This is a genomic window from Aeromonas enterica (assembly GCF_054052465.1).
Genome location: NZ_JBSTYL010000002.1, coordinates 162,274 through 181,217, shown reverse-complemented (window position 1 = coordinate 181,217; position 18,944 = coordinate 162,274). Strand labels below are relative to the sequence as shown.

30 protein-coding genes are annotated in these 18,944 nt (G+C 48.7%); 10 read left to right on the top strand and 20 right to left on the bottom strand.

Annotated elements, in window-relative coordinates; translation table 11 throughout:
- Window positions 1–48: 48 nt before the first annotated feature.
- The 11 genes from ACW5XD_RS03110 to ACW5XD_RS03060 form a co-directional block, all read right to left on the bottom strand.
- The gene (locus tag ACW5XD_RS03110) at window positions 49–645 is read right to left on the bottom strand and encodes a thiol:disulfide interchange protein DsbA/DsbL (protein ID WP_456493588.1); all 597 of its coding nucleotides are present in this window, start codon (window positions 643–645) and stop codon (window positions 49–51) included.
- 127 nt (window positions 646–772) lie between these two features.
- Window positions 773–973, bottom strand: a complete 201-nt coding sequence (locus tag ACW5XD_RS03105; RefSeq protein ID WP_456493587.1) for a hypothetical protein — start codon at window positions 971–973, stop codon at window positions 773–775.
- The gene (locus tag ACW5XD_RS03100; protein WP_456493586.1) at window positions 973–1,191 is read right to left on the bottom strand and encodes a hypothetical protein; all 219 of its coding nucleotides are present in this window, start codon (window positions 1,189–1,191) and stop codon (window positions 973–975) included. Before ACW5XD_RS03100 ends, ACW5XD_RS03105 begins: the two co-directional genes overlap by 1 nt.
- A 24-nt stretch (window positions 1,192–1,215) precedes the next feature.
- The gene (locus ACW5XD_RS03095) at window positions 1,216–1,800 is read right to left on the bottom strand and encodes a hypothetical protein (protein ID WP_456493585.1); all 585 of its coding nucleotides are present in this window, start codon (window positions 1,798–1,800) and stop codon (window positions 1,216–1,218) included.
- A 40-nt stretch (window positions 1,801–1,840) separates the two neighbouring features.
- On the bottom strand, window positions 1,841–2,116 hold the full coding sequence (locus tag ACW5XD_RS03090) for a hypothetical protein (RefSeq protein WP_456493584.1): 276 nt from the start codon (window positions 2,114–2,116) through the stop codon (window positions 1,841–1,843).
- A 62-nt stretch (window positions 2,117–2,178) separates the two neighbouring features.
- Window positions 2,179–3,282, bottom strand: coding sequence for a hypothetical protein (locus ACW5XD_RS03085; protein ID WP_456493583.1), 1,104 nt, complete (start codon window positions 3,280–3,282; stop codon window positions 2,179–2,181).
- The gene (locus tag ACW5XD_RS03080) at window positions 3,279–4,121 is read right to left on the bottom strand and encodes a PD-(D/E)XK nuclease-like domain-containing protein (protein WP_456493582.1); all 843 of its coding nucleotides are present in this window, start codon (window positions 4,119–4,121) and stop codon (window positions 3,279–3,281) included. The genes ACW5XD_RS03085 and ACW5XD_RS03080 overlap by 4 nt, the downstream gene beginning before the upstream one ends.
- On the bottom strand, window positions 4,118–4,483 hold the full coding sequence (locus ACW5XD_RS03075; protein WP_456493581.1) for a hypothetical protein: 366 nt from the start codon (window positions 4,481–4,483) through the stop codon (window positions 4,118–4,120). Before ACW5XD_RS03075 ends, ACW5XD_RS03080 begins: the two co-directional genes overlap by 4 nt.
- A gap of 2 nt (window positions 4,484–4,485) precedes the next feature.
- Window positions 4,486–4,677: a hypothetical protein gene (locus tag ACW5XD_RS03070; RefSeq protein ID WP_456493580.1), complete on the bottom strand. Its 192-nt coding sequence runs from the start codon at window positions 4,675–4,677 to the stop codon at window positions 4,486–4,488.
- Between the two features lie 291 nt (window positions 4,678–4,968).
- Window positions 4,969–5,271, bottom strand: coding sequence for a hypothetical protein (locus ACW5XD_RS03065; protein ID WP_456493579.1), 303 nt, complete (start codon window positions 5,269–5,271; stop codon window positions 4,969–4,971).
- On the bottom strand, window positions 5,268–5,552 hold the full coding sequence (locus ACW5XD_RS03060; RefSeq protein WP_456493578.1) for a helix-turn-helix domain-containing protein: 285 nt from the start codon (window positions 5,550–5,552) through the stop codon (window positions 5,268–5,270). The genes ACW5XD_RS03065 and ACW5XD_RS03060 overlap by 4 nt, the downstream gene beginning before the upstream one ends.
- Before the next feature lie 144 nt (window positions 5,553–5,696).
- On the opposite strand from ACW5XD_RS03060, the gene ACW5XD_RS03055 reads away from it, so the two are divergent.
- Complete coding sequence (locus tag ACW5XD_RS03055) at window positions 5,697–6,248, top strand: hypothetical protein (RefSeq protein WP_456493577.1); 552 nt, start codon at window positions 5,697–5,699, stop codon at window positions 6,246–6,248.
- A gap of 298 nt (window positions 6,249–6,546) precedes the next feature.
- On the opposite strand, the gene ACW5XD_RS03050 is transcribed toward ACW5XD_RS03055, so the two are convergent.
- The 3 genes from ACW5XD_RS03050 to ACW5XD_RS03040 all read right to left on the bottom strand — a co-directional run bounded on the left by ACW5XD_RS03050 (window position 6,547) and on the right by ACW5XD_RS03040 (window position 8,035).
- Window positions 6,547–6,798, bottom strand: coding sequence for a hypothetical protein (locus ACW5XD_RS03050; RefSeq protein ID WP_456493576.1), 252 nt, complete (start codon window positions 6,796–6,798; stop codon window positions 6,547–6,549).
- A gap of 242 nt (window positions 6,799–7,040) precedes the next feature.
- The gene (locus ACW5XD_RS03045) at window positions 7,041–7,220 is read right to left on the bottom strand and encodes a hypothetical protein (RefSeq protein ID WP_456493575.1); all 180 of its coding nucleotides are present in this window, start codon (window positions 7,218–7,220) and stop codon (window positions 7,041–7,043) included.
- 194 nt (window positions 7,221–7,414) lie between these two features.
- On the bottom strand, window positions 7,415–8,035 hold the full coding sequence (locus tag ACW5XD_RS03040; protein ID WP_456493574.1) for a helix-turn-helix domain-containing protein: 621 nt from the start codon (window positions 8,033–8,035) through the stop codon (window positions 7,415–7,417).
- Window positions 8,036–8,167: 132 nt separating this feature from the next.
- Between ACW5XD_RS03040 and ACW5XD_RS03035 the strand changes: the two genes are divergently transcribed.
- The 8 genes from ACW5XD_RS03035 to ACW5XD_RS03000 all read left to right on the top strand — a co-directional run bounded on the left by ACW5XD_RS03035 (window position 8,168) and on the right by ACW5XD_RS03000 (window position 12,755).
- The gene (locus ACW5XD_RS03035; protein ID WP_456493573.1) at window positions 8,168–8,386 is read left to right on the top strand and encodes a Cro/CI family transcriptional regulator; all 219 of its coding nucleotides are present in this window, start codon (window positions 8,168–8,170) and stop codon (window positions 8,384–8,386) included.
- 150 nt (window positions 8,387–8,536) lie between these two features.
- Complete coding sequence (locus tag ACW5XD_RS03030) at window positions 8,537–8,812, top strand: hypothetical protein (protein WP_456493572.1); 276 nt, start codon at window positions 8,537–8,539, stop codon at window positions 8,810–8,812.
- A 4-nt stretch (window positions 8,813–8,816) separates the two neighbouring features.
- Window positions 8,817–9,035 carry a hypothetical protein gene (locus tag ACW5XD_RS03025; protein ID WP_456493571.1) on the top strand — a complete coding sequence of 73 codons (219 nt, stop codon included), beginning with the start codon at window positions 8,817–8,819 and terminating at the stop codon, window positions 9,033–9,035.
- A 329-nt stretch (window positions 9,036–9,364) separates the two neighbouring features.
- On the top strand, window positions 9,365–10,195 hold the full coding sequence (locus tag ACW5XD_RS03020; RefSeq protein ID WP_456493570.1) for a replication protein: 831 nt from the start codon (window positions 9,365–9,367) through the stop codon (window positions 10,193–10,195).
- Window positions 10,188–11,600: a replicative DNA helicase gene (locus ACW5XD_RS03015; protein ID WP_456493569.1), complete on the top strand. Its 1,413-nt coding sequence runs from the start codon at window positions 10,188–10,190 to the stop codon at window positions 11,598–11,600. Before ACW5XD_RS03020 ends, ACW5XD_RS03015 begins: the two co-directional genes overlap by 8 nt.
- A gap of 71 nt (window positions 11,601–11,671) precedes the next feature.
- Complete coding sequence (gene vapB, locus ACW5XD_RS03010) at window positions 11,672–11,902, top strand: type II toxin-antitoxin system VapB family antitoxin (protein ID WP_456493568.1); 231 nt, start codon at window positions 11,672–11,674, stop codon at window positions 11,900–11,902.
- On the top strand, window positions 11,899–12,309 hold the full coding sequence (locus ACW5XD_RS03005; RefSeq protein WP_456493567.1) for a type II toxin-antitoxin system VapC family toxin: 411 nt from the start codon (window positions 11,899–11,901) through the stop codon (window positions 12,307–12,309). The genes vapB and ACW5XD_RS03005 overlap by 4 nt, the downstream gene beginning before the upstream one ends.
- Window positions 12,310–12,503: 194 nt before the next feature.
- Complete coding sequence (locus ACW5XD_RS03000; RefSeq protein WP_456493566.1) at window positions 12,504–12,755, top strand: hypothetical protein; 252 nt, start codon at window positions 12,504–12,506, stop codon at window positions 12,753–12,755.
- A gap of 270 nt (window positions 12,756–13,025) precedes the next feature.
- On the opposite strand, the gene ACW5XD_RS02995 is transcribed toward ACW5XD_RS03000, so the two are convergent.
- The 5 genes from ACW5XD_RS02995 to ACW5XD_RS02975 form a co-directional block, all read right to left on the bottom strand.
- Entirely contained in the window at window positions 13,026–13,628 is a 603-nt protein-coding gene (locus ACW5XD_RS02995) for an SLOG domain-containing protein (RefSeq protein ID WP_456493565.1), read from the bottom strand.
- Entirely contained in the window at window positions 13,625–14,770 is a 1,146-nt protein-coding gene (locus ACW5XD_RS02990; protein WP_456493564.1) for a toll/interleukin-1 receptor domain-containing protein, read from the bottom strand. Before ACW5XD_RS02990 ends, ACW5XD_RS02995 begins: the two co-directional genes overlap by 4 nt.
- A gap of 395 nt (window positions 14,771–15,165) precedes the next feature.
- The gene (locus tag ACW5XD_RS02985; RefSeq protein ID WP_456493563.1) at window positions 15,166–15,846 is read right to left on the bottom strand and encodes a TIR domain-containing protein; all 681 of its coding nucleotides are present in this window, start codon (window positions 15,844–15,846) and stop codon (window positions 15,166–15,168) included.
- 14 nt (window positions 15,847–15,860) lie between these two features.
- Window positions 15,861–16,256, bottom strand: a complete 396-nt coding sequence (locus ACW5XD_RS02980; RefSeq protein ID WP_456493562.1) for a hypothetical protein — start codon at window positions 16,254–16,256, stop codon at window positions 15,861–15,863.
- 9 nt (window positions 16,257–16,265) lie between these two features.
- Window positions 16,266–17,129, bottom strand: coding sequence for a hypothetical protein (locus tag ACW5XD_RS02975; protein WP_456493561.1), 864 nt, complete (start codon window positions 17,127–17,129; stop codon window positions 16,266–16,268).
- 452 nt (window positions 17,130–17,581) lie between these two features.
- Between ACW5XD_RS02975 and ACW5XD_RS02970 the strand changes: the two genes are divergently transcribed.
- The gene (locus ACW5XD_RS02970) at window positions 17,582–17,866 is read left to right on the top strand and encodes a hypothetical protein (RefSeq protein ID WP_456493560.1); all 285 of its coding nucleotides are present in this window, start codon (window positions 17,582–17,584) and stop codon (window positions 17,864–17,866) included.
- Between the two features lie 38 nt (window positions 17,867–17,904).
- Here the strand turns inward: ACW5XD_RS02970 and ACW5XD_RS02965 are convergent, their stop codons facing one another.
- Complete coding sequence (locus ACW5XD_RS02965; protein WP_456493559.1) at window positions 17,905–18,786, bottom strand: hypothetical protein; 882 nt, start codon at window positions 18,784–18,786, stop codon at window positions 17,905–17,907.
- Between the last annotated feature and the right edge of the window lie 158 nt (window positions 18,787–18,944).

Here is an 18,944-nt window from a genome sequence, read left to right as displayed (position 1 = left end):
GGGACACAGAGGCTATGAAGCCCCTGTGTCTTTAGGGAAAAGTGCGGATTAGTCTTTCTGGCTAAGCAAGAACATGATCAGCGATTCAAATTGTGTTTGAGAAGTGAGGGATTCCAATTTGACCATGTACTTGCCATTGACAACAAAGGCCGGTACTCCACGTAGTTTGTAACGTGTTGTCATGGCATCGAACTGTTTTGTCATGCCGGCAACCGCAAAACTGTCAATCGAGGCATCAAACTCAGCTGCTGCTACACCCGCTTTGGCAAAGAGCTGACGAACATCATTACGACTGCCCAGTGTGCGGATGTTGCTGAACAGCATAGGGGTCAGCTTCTCTTCTACCCGGAGCTCACTGGCGACGGAGAAGGCCCTTTGCAATTCAGGGCCCATCTCTCTGCCCAGGAAAGAAACGGGGATTTTTTTGAACGGCACACCTTGTGGAAGTGTCGACTTTAATTGGCTGATGATCGGTTCAAAATTTGCGCAGTTGTGGCAGAAGTAGGAGAAGAATTCCAGTATTTCGGGTTGTTCAGTCTTTGGTTGAGACAGCACTTCGTAGTGTTTGCCTTCTTTGAACTCGGGTGCTGCGGATACTTGGAAACAGAGCAACAGTGTGGCAAGGATGCCGAAAATTTTTTTCATTAGTAACTCTCTTTAATCATTGATAAATTTTAAGCGGGCGAGACTAAAGTGTTATCTGTCAATGGTCAACGTTCGATGTCTGCATACACTGCCATGATCGGCGATTAGTTGAATCGTCGGAACCTGGTCATATCACCGTGATCTCTACGCCAACATAGGGGCACTGTGTCCGGTAAATATTTTCCGGTCTTTCATGCTCTATGCTTTTGCAGTGGACGCGGGGACCGTCTGAATTGATGGAAATAGAAAGGCCAGTGGGTTGACTGGCCTTGAGTTGGTTAATCTGGTGAAGGGCATGCTCGAAAGCCGCCTTCTGGTGTTTGTCCATCAGTCCCTCCATCCGCGATACCCAATGAAGCCCGGCTCGATAACCTTCTGCAACGGAAGGAGCGGTAGGTGGGCTATCAGGGTTTTGAATGCGGGATTATCTGGTTGGCTTTCGATGGTGACCTTTGCACCGGGATTGAGGCGTAAGTAGCGAGCCCTTATTTCAGTTGCTTCATCAAAAGTCAGTCCTTGTTGAATGATGGGAGCCCTGAACTGCATGATCCCTCCTCGCCATCAATGGGACTACCTCGCGACAAGTTGATAGCGCCGGCTATCGGCATAGTAGTGGCGCAAAACGCCTTCCATGTTGATGCCTATTACCAAGTCATGTTTGGCTGGCGCTGCCGATGCCCCCACGTCATGGCAATGCTGCAGGGGAGGGCTGATAACTTCCAACACGATCACCGGCGTGTTGTAAGCAGGGAAAGGACGATCCCTCATATGGGGCTTCCACTGAATAATGTCGCCTGGTGCAAAGACGTGCCCAGCATCAAATATCTGCTTCAACTTCTGCAGTTCCGCAATGGTGCTGGCGATCTGTTGCTGGCTATATTCAGCCAATTTATCGGGGGATATATTCAGAACAAACCAGCCTTGCTCACAGTTGGTAGAACTGGCGTAACAGAGGGTGCTGTTGTTGTTTTTGAATTGCAGATCGCCATCTTTATCCAGGCCGATGAAATGGTAGGTTTGCCCTTTGGACATGCCTGGTTGTTCGCCATGCCAGGTGAACGTGGGCATCATGCTCTGGGAGATGGCGTAGAGGATTGCCGCTTTGGCCTGGAGGAAGTTGCCGGGGGTCAGGGTGACAGTAGTGCTATTTGTCATGATGTCGCTCCTTGTACTCATAGGTAAATACTGGGAGGGTCTATTGACTCTCTGCGTTGGTTAAAGGGTGACCAGCCAGATCGGCCCGCACATAAGGCACTTCGCAAGCCATCACAGAGTCAGCACACCAGCTCACCTCGCTGGTGTCTTTCGGGAAGGGTTCACTGTGGTAATGGCTCCGGTCGCCAACTTGCAACCAGATGCGTTTGGGTGCTGTACGGATGGTCTCTGTCACCGTTACTGCTGCGGAGGGCTTTCCGGCCGAGGCTGTGCCTGAGTCGATGACAACCGGTTGGTTTTTGGCTTGTTTGGTCATGGTGGGTCCTTGAATAATAAAGCCCGCTGGTTGGCGGGCTGGTAAGGTTGAAAGTGGCTGGATTATTTGACCTTGTTGAGCTGTGCCTTGCGCTCACCTGCCACCTGCTTGATACCGGCGATGATGTTGTTGTCGCCGGTTTCGCTGGCCCATGCCAAGGCGCTGGTATAGGCCTGCTGCCATTCGACGGTATCGCTTGCTGCTTCGATAGCGGCGCAGTGGTCCGCGTATGCGCTGGAGTGGTCAAGCTCGACCGAAGCGACAGGCTCTTGCTGTGGATCTACGCAGGTTGAGCCCTGAGCTGGTTTTTTCTGTTTAGCCTGTTCAACAACCGTTTTAACTTGGTTTTTTTCTTGGCGCATCGCGCTCAGAGTTTTGTTTTGCTCTGGCTGTCCCTCATCTTCTTTTGCCCTGAACCAATCGCCTGGCTTACTCATCCCATCGCGAAGTGATGCATATATTTTTCGCATCTGCACATACTGAGCAGGCAACATCGCATCAGCTCGGCGCCCAAGGTATGCCTGGACTTGCTCACTTGTGACACCAAACTCGGTGCTGAAGGTATCGAGCATCCGCTTGACCGATTCTGGACTGGTGTCAGCGTGAGTGTTCAGGGTCACCTCACATTGACGCTGGGCTGCCTCTATCACGTCACCCGGGATCACCCCGAGAATGCAGGCGCGTAGGCGACGAGCGCCATTGTTTGCCACGAGCTCGTAGATATCACGCGGATCTTCCAGTTGTTTTTGACCGTTTCGGGTGTGGCGGATGTGTGGAACGGTGAAAATTTTCAGTTGTTTGGTGTTGGTCTCCACATCCCAGGCAAACGCCTCAACGATAGACTCCCCCTTGCGTTGTTCCAGCTCGCGGATACCGAACTGCATGTTCCCCCATGCTTGGGCCAGCGCCTCCGCCAGCCTGATGCTTGGACCTGTAACATCAGCACCACCTCGGTTGTAACTGTATAGCGCCCCTTCTGCGAGGGTCGGGCGGGAGCAGGACTGCAAAATACGGTCTGTTGCTTCAACGGGATTGCGTGGGAATTTCTTGGCAATCACCATTGCTGCTTGCACCTCTTGAATGGCCCGCTGTTGTTCGACTGCTACCAATCCTTGCTCTTGGCGCTGGGTTGTCACCCCAAATGGGTTTGAAACTGCTTGGTTCACGCTGCTCTCCTTGCCCAGGCTGGGCGGGTAAGTGGTATCAGGTCGTGCCAATCGTTGTTAACGCGGCATTCGTGGAATTTCTTCAGGTCTCGGCGATAGAGGTCTTTGCCAGACTCTTTCCACTCTGGCTCCAGCGGGCGAACCCGTACCGGGTAGCGGCCGCATTCAATGGATGAGCTGACAGCCAGAAAGATGAAGTCTGGTATCTCGCCGTAGACCTGTAAGAAGCCATCGGAATACATGGCGTCCTGGACGTGGTAGCGGAACTCCTCGATGTGGCGTTCGAACCTGGCCATGTCGTCCACTTTCTTCACGTCGGCGAGGATGGGGAAGTTGCTCAGATTTTTGTCTGGTCGGCAGCGGCAGAGCTCTTCTGTCTCCCGGTCAGTCCAGTAGAGCGATCCCTCACAGATGCCGTCCTGCTCCAACAGCCAGCGGGCGTCTGGGTGGGCAAACACGCTTTCACGCATCAACTTGAGCTTGCGGTCATCCTCGAACGAGATGATGGTCTTGCCCAGGTCGGCGCAGTTGGCCAGAAACGCCTTCTCTTCATCCTTGCCGGCGTTGGTGCGGCGGTTGAACTCAGGGGCGATGATGAATCGTTCTTTGAATTCTTCCGGTTCCAGCAGCAGGCAGTGAAGGGCGGTCCCCATGTCCAGCGCCTTGAGTTTTTCGTCATCGATTGGCGCGCTCTTGCGCCAGAGGTAGGTGGCAGGGCTTTCGGCGATGTCATCCAACTGGGATTTACTGACCCCCGGGCCGGAGTGGTACTCCTCATTACTAAGACCTAGTACCAAGCCCTGTGGAGCTGCCTGGCTGGCATCAACGGTTGCGTTCATGCTGCTGCGCTCCTGTGTCGGTATTGCTCCCACTGGTCGTCACTCATGGCGTCGTGCAGGGCGGCGAGATGGTAGCCCCAAGCATCCTGGGCGAGGGCATTCAGCCCGGCGTCCAGCACCTGCTGGATCAGCATGGTGAGTGGCACCTTGTCACCGGACACCATCAGCAGGTAGATGGCTTGATTGAGCTGTGTGGCCCGCTCTGCGTCCACCTCTGCGAGCAGGGTGGCAGCGTCGATATCTAGCTGGCCGGCCAGCAGCTGCGGAAGATTCTCTTCGGTCCACGCGGCAATCCACTCGGCCTTGGCGTTGGCCTCCGCCTCCTGACTTTCGAGCAGGGCCTGAAGGGTGTTTTCGTTCATGGCTAAAGCTCCATTTCAAGCCGGAGGGCGCGCTGTTCTTGATACATCTCGATAGCGCGGCGGGTGGCAGTGCGTTTATGGGCAAGCCGGCGCTCTTCGGTACCGGGTTCGACGTTCACGCTGTAGCGGTGCTCAGTGCGGGGTGGCATTGAGCCGCGAAAGCCCATTACCTGTGCTTCGGTGAGTTGTTTCATGGTCGGGTCCTTGGTATGAGGGGCTGGTATTGCCCCATTAACTATTTCGTGCGAGGTTGTTCCAAATGACACATCCCTAAGAGGTGAATTTATGAAGCCGGATTCTATGCCGTGTTGTCTCTGTGGAAATGATGCTCTGGCGGTAGCAACTGATCACAGCAACAGGACGTTCTTTACCTGCTCAAACTGTGGTGAATATGAAGTTTCAAACTCAGCAAAGTCAGAGTTAGAGAAGGGGGGAGGCCATCGGCGCCTTACGATTCAGGAGTGGATTAAAACAATCCCAGACGATCACTTTCTATCTGTTTCATTTGATGCTCTAAAACATGAACTCGTGTTTGAGAGAGAGCCGAGAAAGAGGCAGTAGCCATGCATGGAGATTTCCGTTCCTCCGGAGCTCTTTAGAAAGTCCGCGGCTTCGTTACCAATGAGGCCATCGTCCAGAGCTTGTGCAATTTCGCGAAGAGCCTGTGCAACTTCGGGAACGAATCGGCAATCGCCAATTACATCGTTCTGCATGTGGATGGACACCACTCTGCGCTGGACCGCGATGTTCTCGACACTGCGAGGGTTACTCAGGCCAAGCACCTTCATTGCGACGCCTCCAACTTAATGGACTCATTCCCCTGGCCGGTGGCCAGCCAGATGAAGTGGGTTGAGAGCTCGGGGTGCTGTGCGATCAACAGCAGGGTGCCTCCGCCAATCTCCCGGTAGTTCAGCTCGTAGTTCTTGAGCGTGGTGGCAGGAATGCCCAGCAGGTCGGCGAACTTGGGGCGGCTCAGACCCATGCTCTCACGCAACTTGCGAAGTCGTTGCCGGCAAGCGTCATTGAGAGTGGGGATGGTCAGGTTGCTTTGTTCGGTGTGTTTGCTCATGGTCAGGTCCTGTGGTTAACACGAAAATTGGATATATTGGGATGGTTATTTTTACAAACTGTTGTTTTTTGGAAATATTACGGGTGGTTTTTATAGCTTAATGATGTTTATAGTGTGGATAATTCTTCTTTTGGGAGTGTCGAGTTGGAAAAGATAAAAGCCGCAATTATTACTGTTTTTTTTGGATTTAGTTTATATCAACTTATTAACGGGAGCGTATTGTCATCTGTAGTTACATTGATAACCGCTGTTATGCTGTTTCTTGTGTTGTACAGTGGTTGGGATTACTTTGGTGAAAGTGCATCTATACTTGGCATGGTTGTCTTAATCATTTCAAGCATTGACATAGTCGGTTCAAGTAAAGCCTTTGATATCAATGGTATAGCAAAAAATAATAAATTATTTATACAGTCAATTGAGGGGCGGTATTGCCCTGTCCGTAATCAACCAGATGAAATAAAAAGAGAAAGTTTCAACAAAATGAGCGATAAGCTATTTGAATTATGCTTGTTTCAAAATCATCGAAATATAACGGCGTTAACATTTGACCTTTCTAAGACTGTATATTTAGACCCAGTGTTGGGAACTGTTGATAGCTTTTATAATGAGTTTTTCAGTAAGAAAGACACGCCCCTCACATGTTTGGAACTTGCGCAAAAAATGGATAGGCTATGTCCAGGACTACTTGAACTTTAAAGGTATTCAAGTCGTCGCTGAGTCGATTGTTATTTAATAGCACATCCAAGCGCCACACGTGACGCTTGGATGTGCCGCCTTATACAGGCGCACATCACCTCATCCAGCCGCCCAATTTCTGATTCTACAGGTCAGGGCAGATCCACCGGGAAAGTGGATTTCGTTCGAGGTATCCCAATCCAGGTTGTTAAAGAGCGGTGCAACACTGAATTCAGGTTGCAAGATGCCAAAGCACACTTGTGGCACTTGTTGAAATGGACTTTGGCTACGGCGCTATCAGGGAAGCGCCAGGTCCGGGTCAGACGGCGTTGCGGTGGTTCTGTGCTGTCAGGTTCAGCATCAGGCGGTGGCCTTGTGGAATACGGCCAAGGTGCTGGTTGGCTATGACTCGCTTTTCTGCCAGCTTCTGGCGGCGAATATCGTCAGCAATGGCGCTGACGCGGCGATGAAGCGCGGCCCGACGAGCCCTGTTGCCACTTAAGTGGTCAGCGAGGGTCGCAATCATCTGGTCGGCGCGGTGCGCGGCTCTGGAAAAAATGTGCTTGGTCATGGTACATTTGCTCCTGTTGACGGGTTGGTCCTCGTTAACACCAGCCCGCTTTGGCGTGGTTGGGTCCTGTTGCTGGGGTTGGTCCCCTGGCAATATGACTAGGGGTGGTACCCTGGTCCTTCGAAGCCCGCCTTGTGCGGGCTTTGTCGTTCTTACGCGCTGGTCAGGCGCCTTCTACTTTTCCCTGGTGAGGGGCGGGTCCTGCTGCTGGTGGTCATAATTCGTTTCAACCGGTTGAGCTCTTATGCTGCTGCTTGCAGGCTGCCAGCACGGGCACGGTGCTCCTTACCGGCCTCGGTCTTGACGGTGTAGAACAGGCCGCCACCGCGGCGTTTGCCGAGGTCGATGATGTCGATGATCACGGCCGGCACAGTGACGCGGGTCCGAGGGTTGGTGTACTGCACAGAGTCATTCACTTTCATGGTTGGTCCTCTGGTCTGGTTCAAACGGGCTTCGTGTTTGCCTGGGTCGTTCTCTAGAGGGGACGATATGTAAAATGTAACCCCAAGAGAACGAATGGTCAATATCGATCTCTAAAATAAACGTTGTTTTTATGAACAACAAAAAAACCCGCCGAAGCGGGTTTGTGATCTGTCTTGAGAAGGCTAAGTCTTAGTTACTTGATTTCGCTACGTCTTAGTTCGGAAAGTTTGCCTAGTACAGTCGCCTCACTCGATGTGACTGTCCCAAGCCTTGGGTCATCAACCCCGTATACCCAACCGTCAATACCCGCCATAGCTCTCAGCAATCGAACCTGGCCACTCTTTGCCAGCTGGATCAGCATGACTGCACCATCTTCTGGAGTGCGTTCAGCCAAGTTAATGATGCAAATGTCCCCGGCAACAATTCCAGACTTCGAAAGATGATCGTTGCTGGATTCTATAGCGATACTGTGGCTTTGGTTCTCAGCCACAACGTACCTACCACTATCCATGTTAGGCATCATATCGGTGGCCAAGTTTTCCACATCAGAGAGAGTCCAGACAGGGACTTTGTCTGAGTTGAACTGGATATCGTTTAGCAGGTCACCACTACTACGGCCCGAGTAAAGCCAAATAGGGTCAACCTTCAACACCTTAGCGATTGAGATCAGAGATGAAACTCGCATTTCTCGGTTCGGGTTATTGATGGTGTTACTGATCACGCTCTTGGATAAGCCCGTGCGTCGTGCAAGCTCAGACATGCTGATGCCCATCTCTTGCAGCTTTTCTTCAAGGCGTTGCCCAAATGTTTTCATCAATAACCTCTCGTTCTCTTTAGAGACTAGATTGTAATTCCATAGTCGATCTCTTGGGGGGACGGCGGTGATTGACATCGTTCTCTGTGAAGGACATTATCTGCATGTATTTACCACAACAGGACCCGACCAATGAAGAAACGTGAAGTCATTGAGTATTTCGGCAACATGGCCCGCGCTATGAAAGCCATCGGCATCTCCCGCAGTCTCGCCGTGAAGTGGGGCGATGTGATCCCGGCCCAGCATGCAGTCAGCTTTGTCATCGCTAGCAACGGTGAGCTGCGTCTGGGCCTCGAGGATTACCCCCTGAACAAGGAGGACCAAGACCATTCCGCCCAACAGGCCGCCTGACCACCGGCCTGAGTCAAACCACTAGAGGACCAACAAATGGGACGACCAGCTCTGTCTGATCACGAAAAAATGGATTCAATATCTCCACTGCGAGTACGTGGAAACCTGGCTCAGCGCTGTATGTGGCGAGAAGTCGGGGCTGAATTCGGCATGACTGAAACCGCATTTGCCCGCTCTTCTCTGCTCATTCTGCTCAAGGCGATATCACAGCATGAACCCCAGATCCTGACGAGAGCCGTCAAGCGGGCCAATCGAAGTCTCATCGAGCAGGGCTACCCCCTGGTCACTGTGGAGGAGATCCTGGAGGGCTCCGGTTTACCTGAGCGTGGACTGCTCACCTTCACCCACCTTGATGAGGAAACCTACGAAGTAGAGCGCCCCAAGCGCCCTCTGCAAAAGCTCATCGATTTCGTTCTCAAGAGGTAACCCCATGACTATGCAACTCAGGCCGCCGCGCCCAGCGTCACAACATGTCAGCGATCGGGACAACATCGTCTTGAAGGCTGTCATGCATGAGCTGGCCCTGGCCCTGGACGAGCCGCTGATTTCGACTACCCATGCTGCTGGCACCGATCGGCAAGCTTTGCGACTGGCTCGCGAGCTGCAGGCCAGCGCAGCCGAACGTGCTGAGGCCCAACCTAGCGCATAACTACAACCAGCCCGCCTAACCACCGGGCAGAACACCACAGGACCCAACAATGACCAATCCAGCTCAAGCTCCTGGGGAGCCCCCCATGCCGCCATTTCTCAACCATTGCCAACATTGTGGCGGCAGGTTGTGCGCGTGTTCCTGCTGTCAAGCCCTGGCATACCCTGTCTGTGAGGACTGCAAGCGAAGGTGGCTAATGGGTCATTCTTCATCCCCGGCCACATGGGAACGCTATGAACTCAGGAAACGCGAGTTGCAGTGCCAGGGCCTTACTCAACACGAATACGAATTGGCGGTACGCCGGTTAGCCGATGAGCTGGAGGTGTGAGATGGCAGCATTACTTCAATTCCCTGATGTTCGCTCCAAGGCGCAGCCTCGGGAGGTGCGTGTGGCAGACCTTAACGATGGTTACGTCCGGATAGCCAATGAACTCTATGACGCGATCATTTTGGCTGATCTCAACAAGAACGAGCAGAAGGTGGTACATGCCGTGACCCGTTGCACTTACGGGTTCAACAAGAAGGTCGATCGCATTGCCGATAACCAAATCGCTGAGCGTACAGGGTTGTCCAGACAGGCCGTCAGCTTTGCCAAAAATACGCTGATCCGGATGAAGGTTTTGATACGGGAAGGGGGACGTATAGGCCCGAATAAGAACCTGAGTGAATGGGACATTTCAGAGTGTCATAGAAAGTCGGACAGTGTCCGAGAAACCATGACAAAAAGTGTCAGAGAAACCATGACAGCGGTGTCAGAGAAACCAGGACACACAAAAGACATTATACCAAAGACAGTAAAGACAATGACTGAGGGGGCATCAGCTTGCGCTGAGCCCCCCTGCGCCGGCACCGATAAAACTCAGGTCAAACATACCCCCTACCAGACCATCGTGGAGGCATATCACGAACTGCTACCAGAGATGCCTGGTATTCGTGAGCTGACTGACAGCCGCAAAGCCAAGATCCGAACGTTCTGGCACAAGTTCGGCTTCACCGAAGAGCGTTGGCGCAAGTACCTGGCGTTCATCGCGGCAAACTGCCGCTGGATGTGTGAGAGCCGGGAGCGTAGCAATGGCCAGACCTGGAAGCCCAAGAACCTCGATTTCCTGGTGACCGAGCGCTGCTATCTGGGCGTGAGGGAAGGGCGGTTCAATGACTAGCCAGGCCCTGAGCATGGTTCCACCGCACAGCTTCGATGCCGAGCAGAGTGTCTTGGGCGCGTTGATCCTGGGTTGTGACACCTACCATGATCTTGGTTTGCAGAGCTGTGATTTTTACGGCCGGCCGCATCAGGTGATCTTTGGTGCGATAGCCGAGCTGGCGGCGGCCAGGCAGCCGATCGACCTGATGACCGTTGAGCATCGTCTGGCGGAGAACGGCCAACTCGATGAGGCTGGCGGCTTGGCCTACCTGGTGGAGGTCGCCAAGAACACGCCGAGCATGGCCAATGTGGCGATCTACGGGACGATTGTGCGACATGCTGCCGAGCGGCGTTTTGCGCTGGCGAAACTGCACGACTGCATCGAGGCGATGTTGGCCCCCGGGTTTGATACCACCGATGAGCGCTTTGCCAAGATGGGCGCATTGCTTGGGGAGATCGACAACAAGCGGGCAGGGGGCGTGAGTGGGTTGGCCGTGCCCGCCAGCGACATCGTGCAGGAGTGGTGCGACGAGATGGAACGGCGCATCGCCCATTTGCCTGGCGCGATGAGTGGCTACATGACGGGGATCCCCTCGCTGGACGCGGTGCTCTACCCAGGAGGCATCAGCAGGACGGCGCTGGTGTGCGTGGGGGGACGTCCCAAGATGGGAAAATCGAACTTCATGGCCAAGCTGTGCTGCCATACCGCGTTGGTGAAGCGATTACCGGTGGTGGGGTTTAGCCTGGAGATGAGCCGCACCGAGCTGTTCGAGGTGATGCTGGCACAGGCGTGTGGGGTAAGCCGCCGGCACCTTGGCGAAGCCACGGACCAGACCCTGATGGACAAAGCCTATGCGGTTGCGGCTGAACTGGGCCATTCACAGCTCCATATCGCGGATTTGCCTGGCATGAGCTTGCACCAGGTCGTGCGTGAATGCCGTCGCTTACGCCGGCTGTTAGGGCCACTGGGGATGATTGCGGTGGACTACCTGACTTTGATGAAGGCCGAGAAGGCGGAGCGTAACGATCTTGCCTATGGCGCCATCACCAAAGGGCTCAAGGAGCTGGCCAAGGAGATGCATTGCCCGGTGATCTTGCTGAGCCAACTTAACCGTGGACTGGAGCAGCGAGCCGACAAGCGACCGCAACCCAGCGACAGCCGTGACACGGGACAGATCGAGCAGGACTGCGATGTGTGGATTGGGGTATACCGTGACGAGGTGTATCACGACAACTCGCCATATCGAGGGCTGATAGAGTTGCTGGTGCGGTTGAATCGCAATGGGAGAACAGGGGTGGCCTATTGCCAGTTTACCGAAGGCGTTATCTCTGATATCGCGCCGGAGGAGGTGGCCAGGCGGCATCACCTGGCGGAGCTGGAAAAGGCCAACAGCAAGCCACGTAAGGGGGGATGGGATGATTGAAATTGCATCAATGTGGGCATATGCTTTGCCTATGTTCTATTAGCATATGTCGAACATATGTAGGAGGGGGTATGCGCACTGTTGCGATTTTTAAAAATGGTAAAAACCAAGCGGTCAGATTGCCGAAAGACATGGAGTTCCAAGGGGTCAACGACCTTGAGATCATCAAGAATGGCGATACCATCACGCTTCGCCCAGTACGTCCAGATTGGTTGTCCCTGGCCGAGTGCCAGAAAGCGGATGCCGACTTCTTGCAAGAGCGCCCAGATGTGATCAGTGATGAAGGGCGGTTCACCCTGTGAAGACGTTTATGCTCGATACCTGCATCTGCTCCTTCATCATGCGTGAAATGCCGCTGTCTGTGCTGGAGCGATTGGCTGCAGAAGTGGCTCAGAACAATCGGATTGTGATCTCAGCCATCACCTATGCCGAAATGCGATACGGCCAGATAGGCAAGAAGGCCTCCCCGAATCTGGGGCCTGCCATCGATGCGTTTGTTCGCCGCCTGGATGGCATTTTGCCCTGGGACGCTGCGACGGTGGATATGACAATCAAAATCCGCCAGCAACTTGCGGCTGCCGGGACACCGATAGGCGATAACGACGCGGCCATTGCCGCCCATGCGTTGACTGCAGATTGTGTGCTGGTCACCAACAATACTCGTGAGTTCTCCAGGGTGGCAGGGCTGCGGTACGAAGACTGGGTTTAGGGATGGAAGATTAAACAGCATCGTAATTTAGCTGTTCGCCCCGTCCGTGGCTGGCAGCCCGGTGTCGATGGGGGCGTGTTTGCCGTACAGCAGCGTGACGGCAAGGTTACTAGCGATGCTGTGAAGCTTGAGATGGAGCGGATTCTCACCGACCGTAGAGAGCGTGGTTACACCATCACAGGGGGGATTCAGGGATGTTCAACCAAGACGTGATCGCCGAGGTCAAGGCTGCGAAATTCTGCAGGGTAGCGGTATATCCTGCCGTTCGGGGCTGGTGTGGGGAGAGGATACAGCTGGAGGTGGCTGATGAGCTTTCGGCGTTGGGGTACACGGATTGCCTGCGCAGGGCAGGGCATTGGTTGGTTATCGACATGACGCCTGAGCAAGTGGTGGAGGAGGTCGAGCGGTATAGAGGTGCGTCAGTGAATGTGTTGAGAGGTGAATGAAGGTTAGGTTTTTTTCCTTACCTTGGTCTGGTGGTGATGCTGGTGCGGTTGAGCCAGAAGAAGTAGCCAGGCGGCATCACCTGGCTGAGTTGGAAAAGATTGAAATCTATTCCCTGAAGATGGGACGGAATGAATAACATGAGATATTGATGTAAACAACGTACCGTAATAAGATGAACGCAGGTGGAATAGGAATGTGTGTAAAGAAATTACTAATAGGATAGTAAGATTAGAACTTACTGTAGAAAGCTGTATGCTTATGGCTTAGCTTTACTTTGTGCCTGGAATTCTTTTTTCATTTACGTCTACATTCAATTTCGAGTGATATAATCTAAAATAGTTGAATTCATTAAGGATGTCATTGCCGACATTCATCTCGATTGCCAAATTTTTTGCTGCACCTCCCGGTGTGGCAATAGGCAATATAGTCGCTCTAGGATGATAATATCTAAATAGAGAGTATTCATCATTTATTCCTTGCATGCCACCAATAAATACAGCAGCGTATAAATCCTCTCTCGATAACATCTCATGCCTCATAAGAGAGAGACTGTCCTGTCTATCGCCATTTACTATATCGGTGAAGACAACGTTTGAGAAATGCCGGTTTTCCTCTGGAAATACTTCCTCAAAAAATTTACTTTGGTATAAGGTTACAGCATGGGAATAGTTAACGCCGAGGTCTTGGCAAACGGCCCAAAAAATGGGGGTGATTGCAGGATGCCCCCCCCATACAATGTGTCTTCTTCCTAAACACACGATTAGAAATTCTCTGACAGCTTGTTTGATTAAGTAAATGTCTGCAGACTTATAAAAGTCACCTCGCCCCTCACCAGCAACGGGAATGCTTGCTGAAAGAAATATTGATTTCATTCATTTTTCTCCCTTGTAAGGTGACTTAATCTTTCTGTACAGTTGTTTAGTGGAAGATAGTAACCGTTGAAAATGTTTTTGTCCAACCATTCAATGTGTTTCTGCCAATCAGGATGAATACCAATTTCATCATATAAAACGATATTCTTATGCTTTTTATTGCTTGGCATATCATATAGCGTTCGTGATGTAGGGATGCCTATATGGGGCTGGATTGCAACTTGTACATTATTACTAAGTGTTGCGTGAGTAATGAATTTTGGCCCAGTTGCGTACACGTTGGCACCTATGTTTGATAATAATTCATGAGCTTTGTTTTTCATAACAAATGCTCTATAAGAGATAGATTTACTCCTCGTCTCCTCAACTTTATCACATATTCTTTTGATAAAATAAGCTTTTAGCTTGCCAAAAGGCAAAAAATTATTAACACTCAGTTGAATATTATCTGATAATGACAATTGAAGTGATCGCTTAACCATTGGCCACCCTACTCTTAAAATTGCAATTCCAGTAGCCTGCGCTCTGCCAAACTCAGCCGCAGTCCATCTACTACTGAGATATGTTTCAGTATCTAGCATAATCATTACATCAGAGTCGGACATGTTGTGCCACAATACTGTTTGGAACTCTTCAGATGGACGAATTATATGTGTATCTAAAAAAACAGAATATTGGCGGGCTGATAATGCTTCAAACAATTGATGTGCAATTGCTTTTGACTCAATCCTTCTATAGCTTAGGAATATTCTTCTTTGTTTTGGTAATAGACCGAGACATTCAAAACCAGCAGAAACAACCAATGGTACAGATTGTTTGGTAAAATACATGCAATTCAAATGTTTTAAATCAGAGGGTAAATTCTCAAAATTGAAATCTGCATTTGATAAAATTGGTATTATTGGTTTTTGTTTTCCAATTAACCACTTAAGGTCGATGCTTGATTCATTATCACAAAAGTAGAAAATAACTGCAGGTATAAGTGTGTGTGTTGAAATATCTATTGGGGCGACAGATATATGTATTGAAATGTCTTTTTTCAATGATAATCCACAAGGCGCAGACAGTTTAGATATTGATTCAATCAGCCACTTGACTTGAGCTGCTGTGTGTTTCCCAATGATGAAAATGTTGTATAACATGATAAAGTTCCATCTGAAAAGGCCTATGTTATAACATAGGCCGTATTTATTGTTTTGATTATTTAGTGATGAAAAAACTATAGCGATTATGGTTTATAATATTTCACCTAAGCGGGGTTGGATTAATGTTTAAAGGCTCACCAATGTTGTTTTATGTGTCTCAGTTTATTCTTCTCGCATCTGGTGAGAGTTATCAAAAAACTGAAAGTCATTGACAGTACAACACGTCATTTTTTCCTAGATACATACTGTGATGTCTTTTGACGAATAGCATCGGATGCTTTTAGAATTTGGCAAATGTATATATAAATATTTACATTCGGTCACATCTATTCCAGGGCTTTGTATATGTTTAACGAATGAGGGTGTTGGTTTTTTGTTAATGCACAAAATGATTAAACTGTTTTGCAGATATTATAGTTACTTATGTTTTTGTTTATCTCAACTGCGACATCTAAGTAGTGATTAATATTATTTATAAAATCAATCCATTTCACAGATGAGATGTATGATGAATGGCCTAGATAAACTTTGCCGCCAGAATCATGATGTTCGCAAGAGCTATAATTAGGCTTTATGATGTTAAACATGTTTTCTTTTAGTATGCTAAATAAAAAGCTAGTTTTCAGTGTCCGACATTTACAGTAAGGACAACTATCATCATCAATAAAATAGTTGTAGCTGCCATATTGATCTGGTAACACAACCGCAATAACTGCGTTAGTTAGACTAGTTCTGTTATTTCTCCTTTGCTCCCTTAATGAATATGATATTTCCCATGGAATCCATTGATCTTTTTCAGGCAAAAAAGGATCCTTCATTCCTTTTGATATAAGACAAATGGTTATGCTGCTGTCATAAATTTTATCCCTCAGTTTTGACTCGATTGTGGAGTCTTTAAAAGACTCCATACTCTCACCATCTGCCTCCCCTTTATTTATGTGGTCGTCATCAGCTAGTTCCTCTTGTAGCTTGTCAACATAATCTCTAACTGTTGTTTCGTAAAAGGTATTATTTGACAGTGATTCAACTTTTTTATCTGCATATTTATAGGATACAAAAATCTTCTTTCCCATCGTAAAGCTCCAGTTTAAATATATTTTTTAGTGATGAAAGTTAGAATTATGGCCATTCCATAAAAAATAATTAGTGTTTTAGATAAAACCCCTGCTAACCATGAATTACTCCATTTTTTGAACTTTGATGTGTCCATGGAAAAATCAATTTTATCATTTTCAGTTTTTATTACTGAACCATAGAGTTTACGAAATTTTCTTTCTTGAGATATATAGAACCCATCGAGAAGCCAAAACAATAGAATGACCGCGTATGTTATTGGCATAAGCTGTGTCTTTCCGCTTCCAGCAACCAAGGCTAAAAATGCAGTAAGCAGTGTTATCGCCCAACCTTTAATCATAAATGAATTAGAGTTCATTCTTGTAATTACTGACTGAACATAATCTAAGTGTTTGAATTTTGAGTCCACGTTAATCCCTTAATTAAATAAGTTAGTGCTGAAGTCTGATTCTTCACATGGTGATAGGTCATATGCGCATAAATATAATTTATCTAAAGCATCATATTCACTATAAAAGTTTCTATTTTGTAGGAGTCCTCTTTCTATTTCTTTATATGACACGCAGATTTCTGCCCATTGTGAAAGCTTTTCTTGTGATATTTTAACGAGATGATTAGTTGATATGCTGTAAGAATAGCCTACAGATTTATGAATGCTCTCTAGTCCTGCTGATTTTGACTCCATTAGTTTTGCTGATCTATGCTCGCTTTGCTTTTTTCTTATGATTGAAGAGGATTTCAATTCATGCATTATCCAAGCTGAGTCTGTTCGTGGTTCATATCGCCCATTATTTAGATTGATGTTTCGAATTGTGTTTTCTGTGTTTATAAAAAACAAGCACTCTGTACTGTCAATTACTTCACTGAGTGCTGTTGAGAGCATTAGATGCACATTTGATGCATTATAAATTGCTGGTGTATATTCGAAAGTGGTATCATTTTTTCTTGCATACAAGTCATTTAAATCATATAGCAAATCATTCGCATATCCCCAAATGTGTGAATCTAAAAATGATTTCAATTTGAAATTTTCATATAGCCAATTTGCTAAGGCTTTGGCGATGTATTCATCTTTGTGAGAGTGAGAGATAAAAACATGGTAATGATCTTTTGGAAACCATTGACTTATTATTTTTTCGGCATCAATAACGTCACTGCTCATTAAAATCTCATCAACAACAAGCTTTATATTTTCTTTGTTTTCATCTAACGTTTTTGTATATTCCTCATCACTATCAAAAAATGATATATCATCTATTTTTAGGTCAAATCCTTGATACATATTGCCCTCTGTAATTAATTAAAATATTTATCTTTTAATAATGCAAATAGTTTGCATCAATTTTTATGAAAGAAAAATAACTGTTTTGTGTTGGGGGGGGGGTAAATGTCATTTGATTATTTATGGACATAAGTTGCATTTGTGGATTTATATGAGTATCTGGTTGGTGTTTGTTTTGGCTACCGCCCCTAGGTTACAGCCCCCAGATTGCTGCTTTTAACCGGTGATCTGGCGGTTGAGAGCGTCGCCATCGCTAGGCCCTGCGTGAGACATAGGAACCGGTTGAGGAGCATACCAATTGGCACTTATAAAGTTGAGTAATTTGTCATTGAAGTGCGTGATATTGAACACAATTTTGAGGTAGATCAGTATCTAATCAATGATTGGTTTTCTGCCGATATGAAGGGTGATACAAGCGAAGGTACCCGAAAGAGAACCGATTGGAGAGCAATTTGAAGCGTTTGATGTTGCTGGCACTGCTGAGTGTCTGTTTCTCGGTCAGTGCCAAGGATGAGGTCGCCAAGTCGGCTATCGCCGACGAACAGGTGAAGCAGCAGATCATCCAGGAGTCTATCGATAGCTACCCAGGCAACTGCCCATGCCCCTACAACCATGCCAGTAACGGCAGTCGCTGTGGCAAGCGCAGTGCGTGGAACCGGGCCGGTGGTTATGCGCCGATCTGCTACAAGGACGAGATAACAGCCGAGATGGTCAGCGAGTGGCGAGGTCGGGAGTAGGGTAGGGAGGTAACGCCGGCGCAGTACCGGCGTCTGCTTTAACAAATGTCTTCGACGTATGGATCTTTATATTTCTTCACAAAGATGTAGTTCTTGGTACCGCACCAGATGACAGGTTTTCCTTCCCCACCATTGCTGTATATACATCGACCAGCAACCAGCACATAAGCACCAAGCAATTCATCCAGCTCCTCTACCTCGAAAAACTGCATGAAGTCATCTGCAATATCTTCAAATATTGCAACGCTTGCAGAGTTATAGCTAGTGCTGGAGTTAAGCCAAATCTTTCCATCCTTTTTAGTTTTATTGACAGAGACTATCGGTCCCCAGTAGAAATTTATCTGCTCATGGTGTTTGTCTTTTGTGATGTCTGCAAAGCTAACGACAATGTCCTTCACCTGGCCATCAAGCATCACTTCATCATTGGTTCTGTAGAAGATGATGCGGCTCGTAGATTGTCTGAATGCTTCGCTCTTAACCAGTCGATGTAGGATCCGGCGAAGCGTAAATTGCTGAGATGAAATCCTGGTGTGGCTATCGATGACAAATCTGCGACCACCTTCTCCTTGACCTGGGATGGGGGGATTCTGGGTCTGTACAACGTCAATTGCACCGCCCTTCTCCTTGTCCAACCTTACGACGATGGTGTCATTGTTTTCGACATCATCTGCGGTCTCGGTTGCATCATCCCTATTCTCTGTCGATGAGACATATTCGACTTTCAGGTCACACCCTTCGGCATGATGAGCACAGAAATGCGGGGGATGGCCATGGATACTTCTCTTCCTGTACCAGGCAAACTCACCACATTCTGTACAGACGAGACTGGTTCTCTTTGTCTCTAATTCCCCGCCAGGCAGCTGCTCAAATGCAGTTGCTTCCCAATTTCTATTATCAAGAGTGCATTTTGCATACTGCATGGCCGGCTCCGATCACGAATGCATGTGTCTTTGTTAATGACGTTATCTCTTATGAAACTATTAGTGGAGTCGAATGTGTTCTATATCAGGAGGGGATCACAGATTTTGTGGGGGGGCTGCAGGGGGAGAGTGAGTGGGAGACAAGTACCCACTCAGGG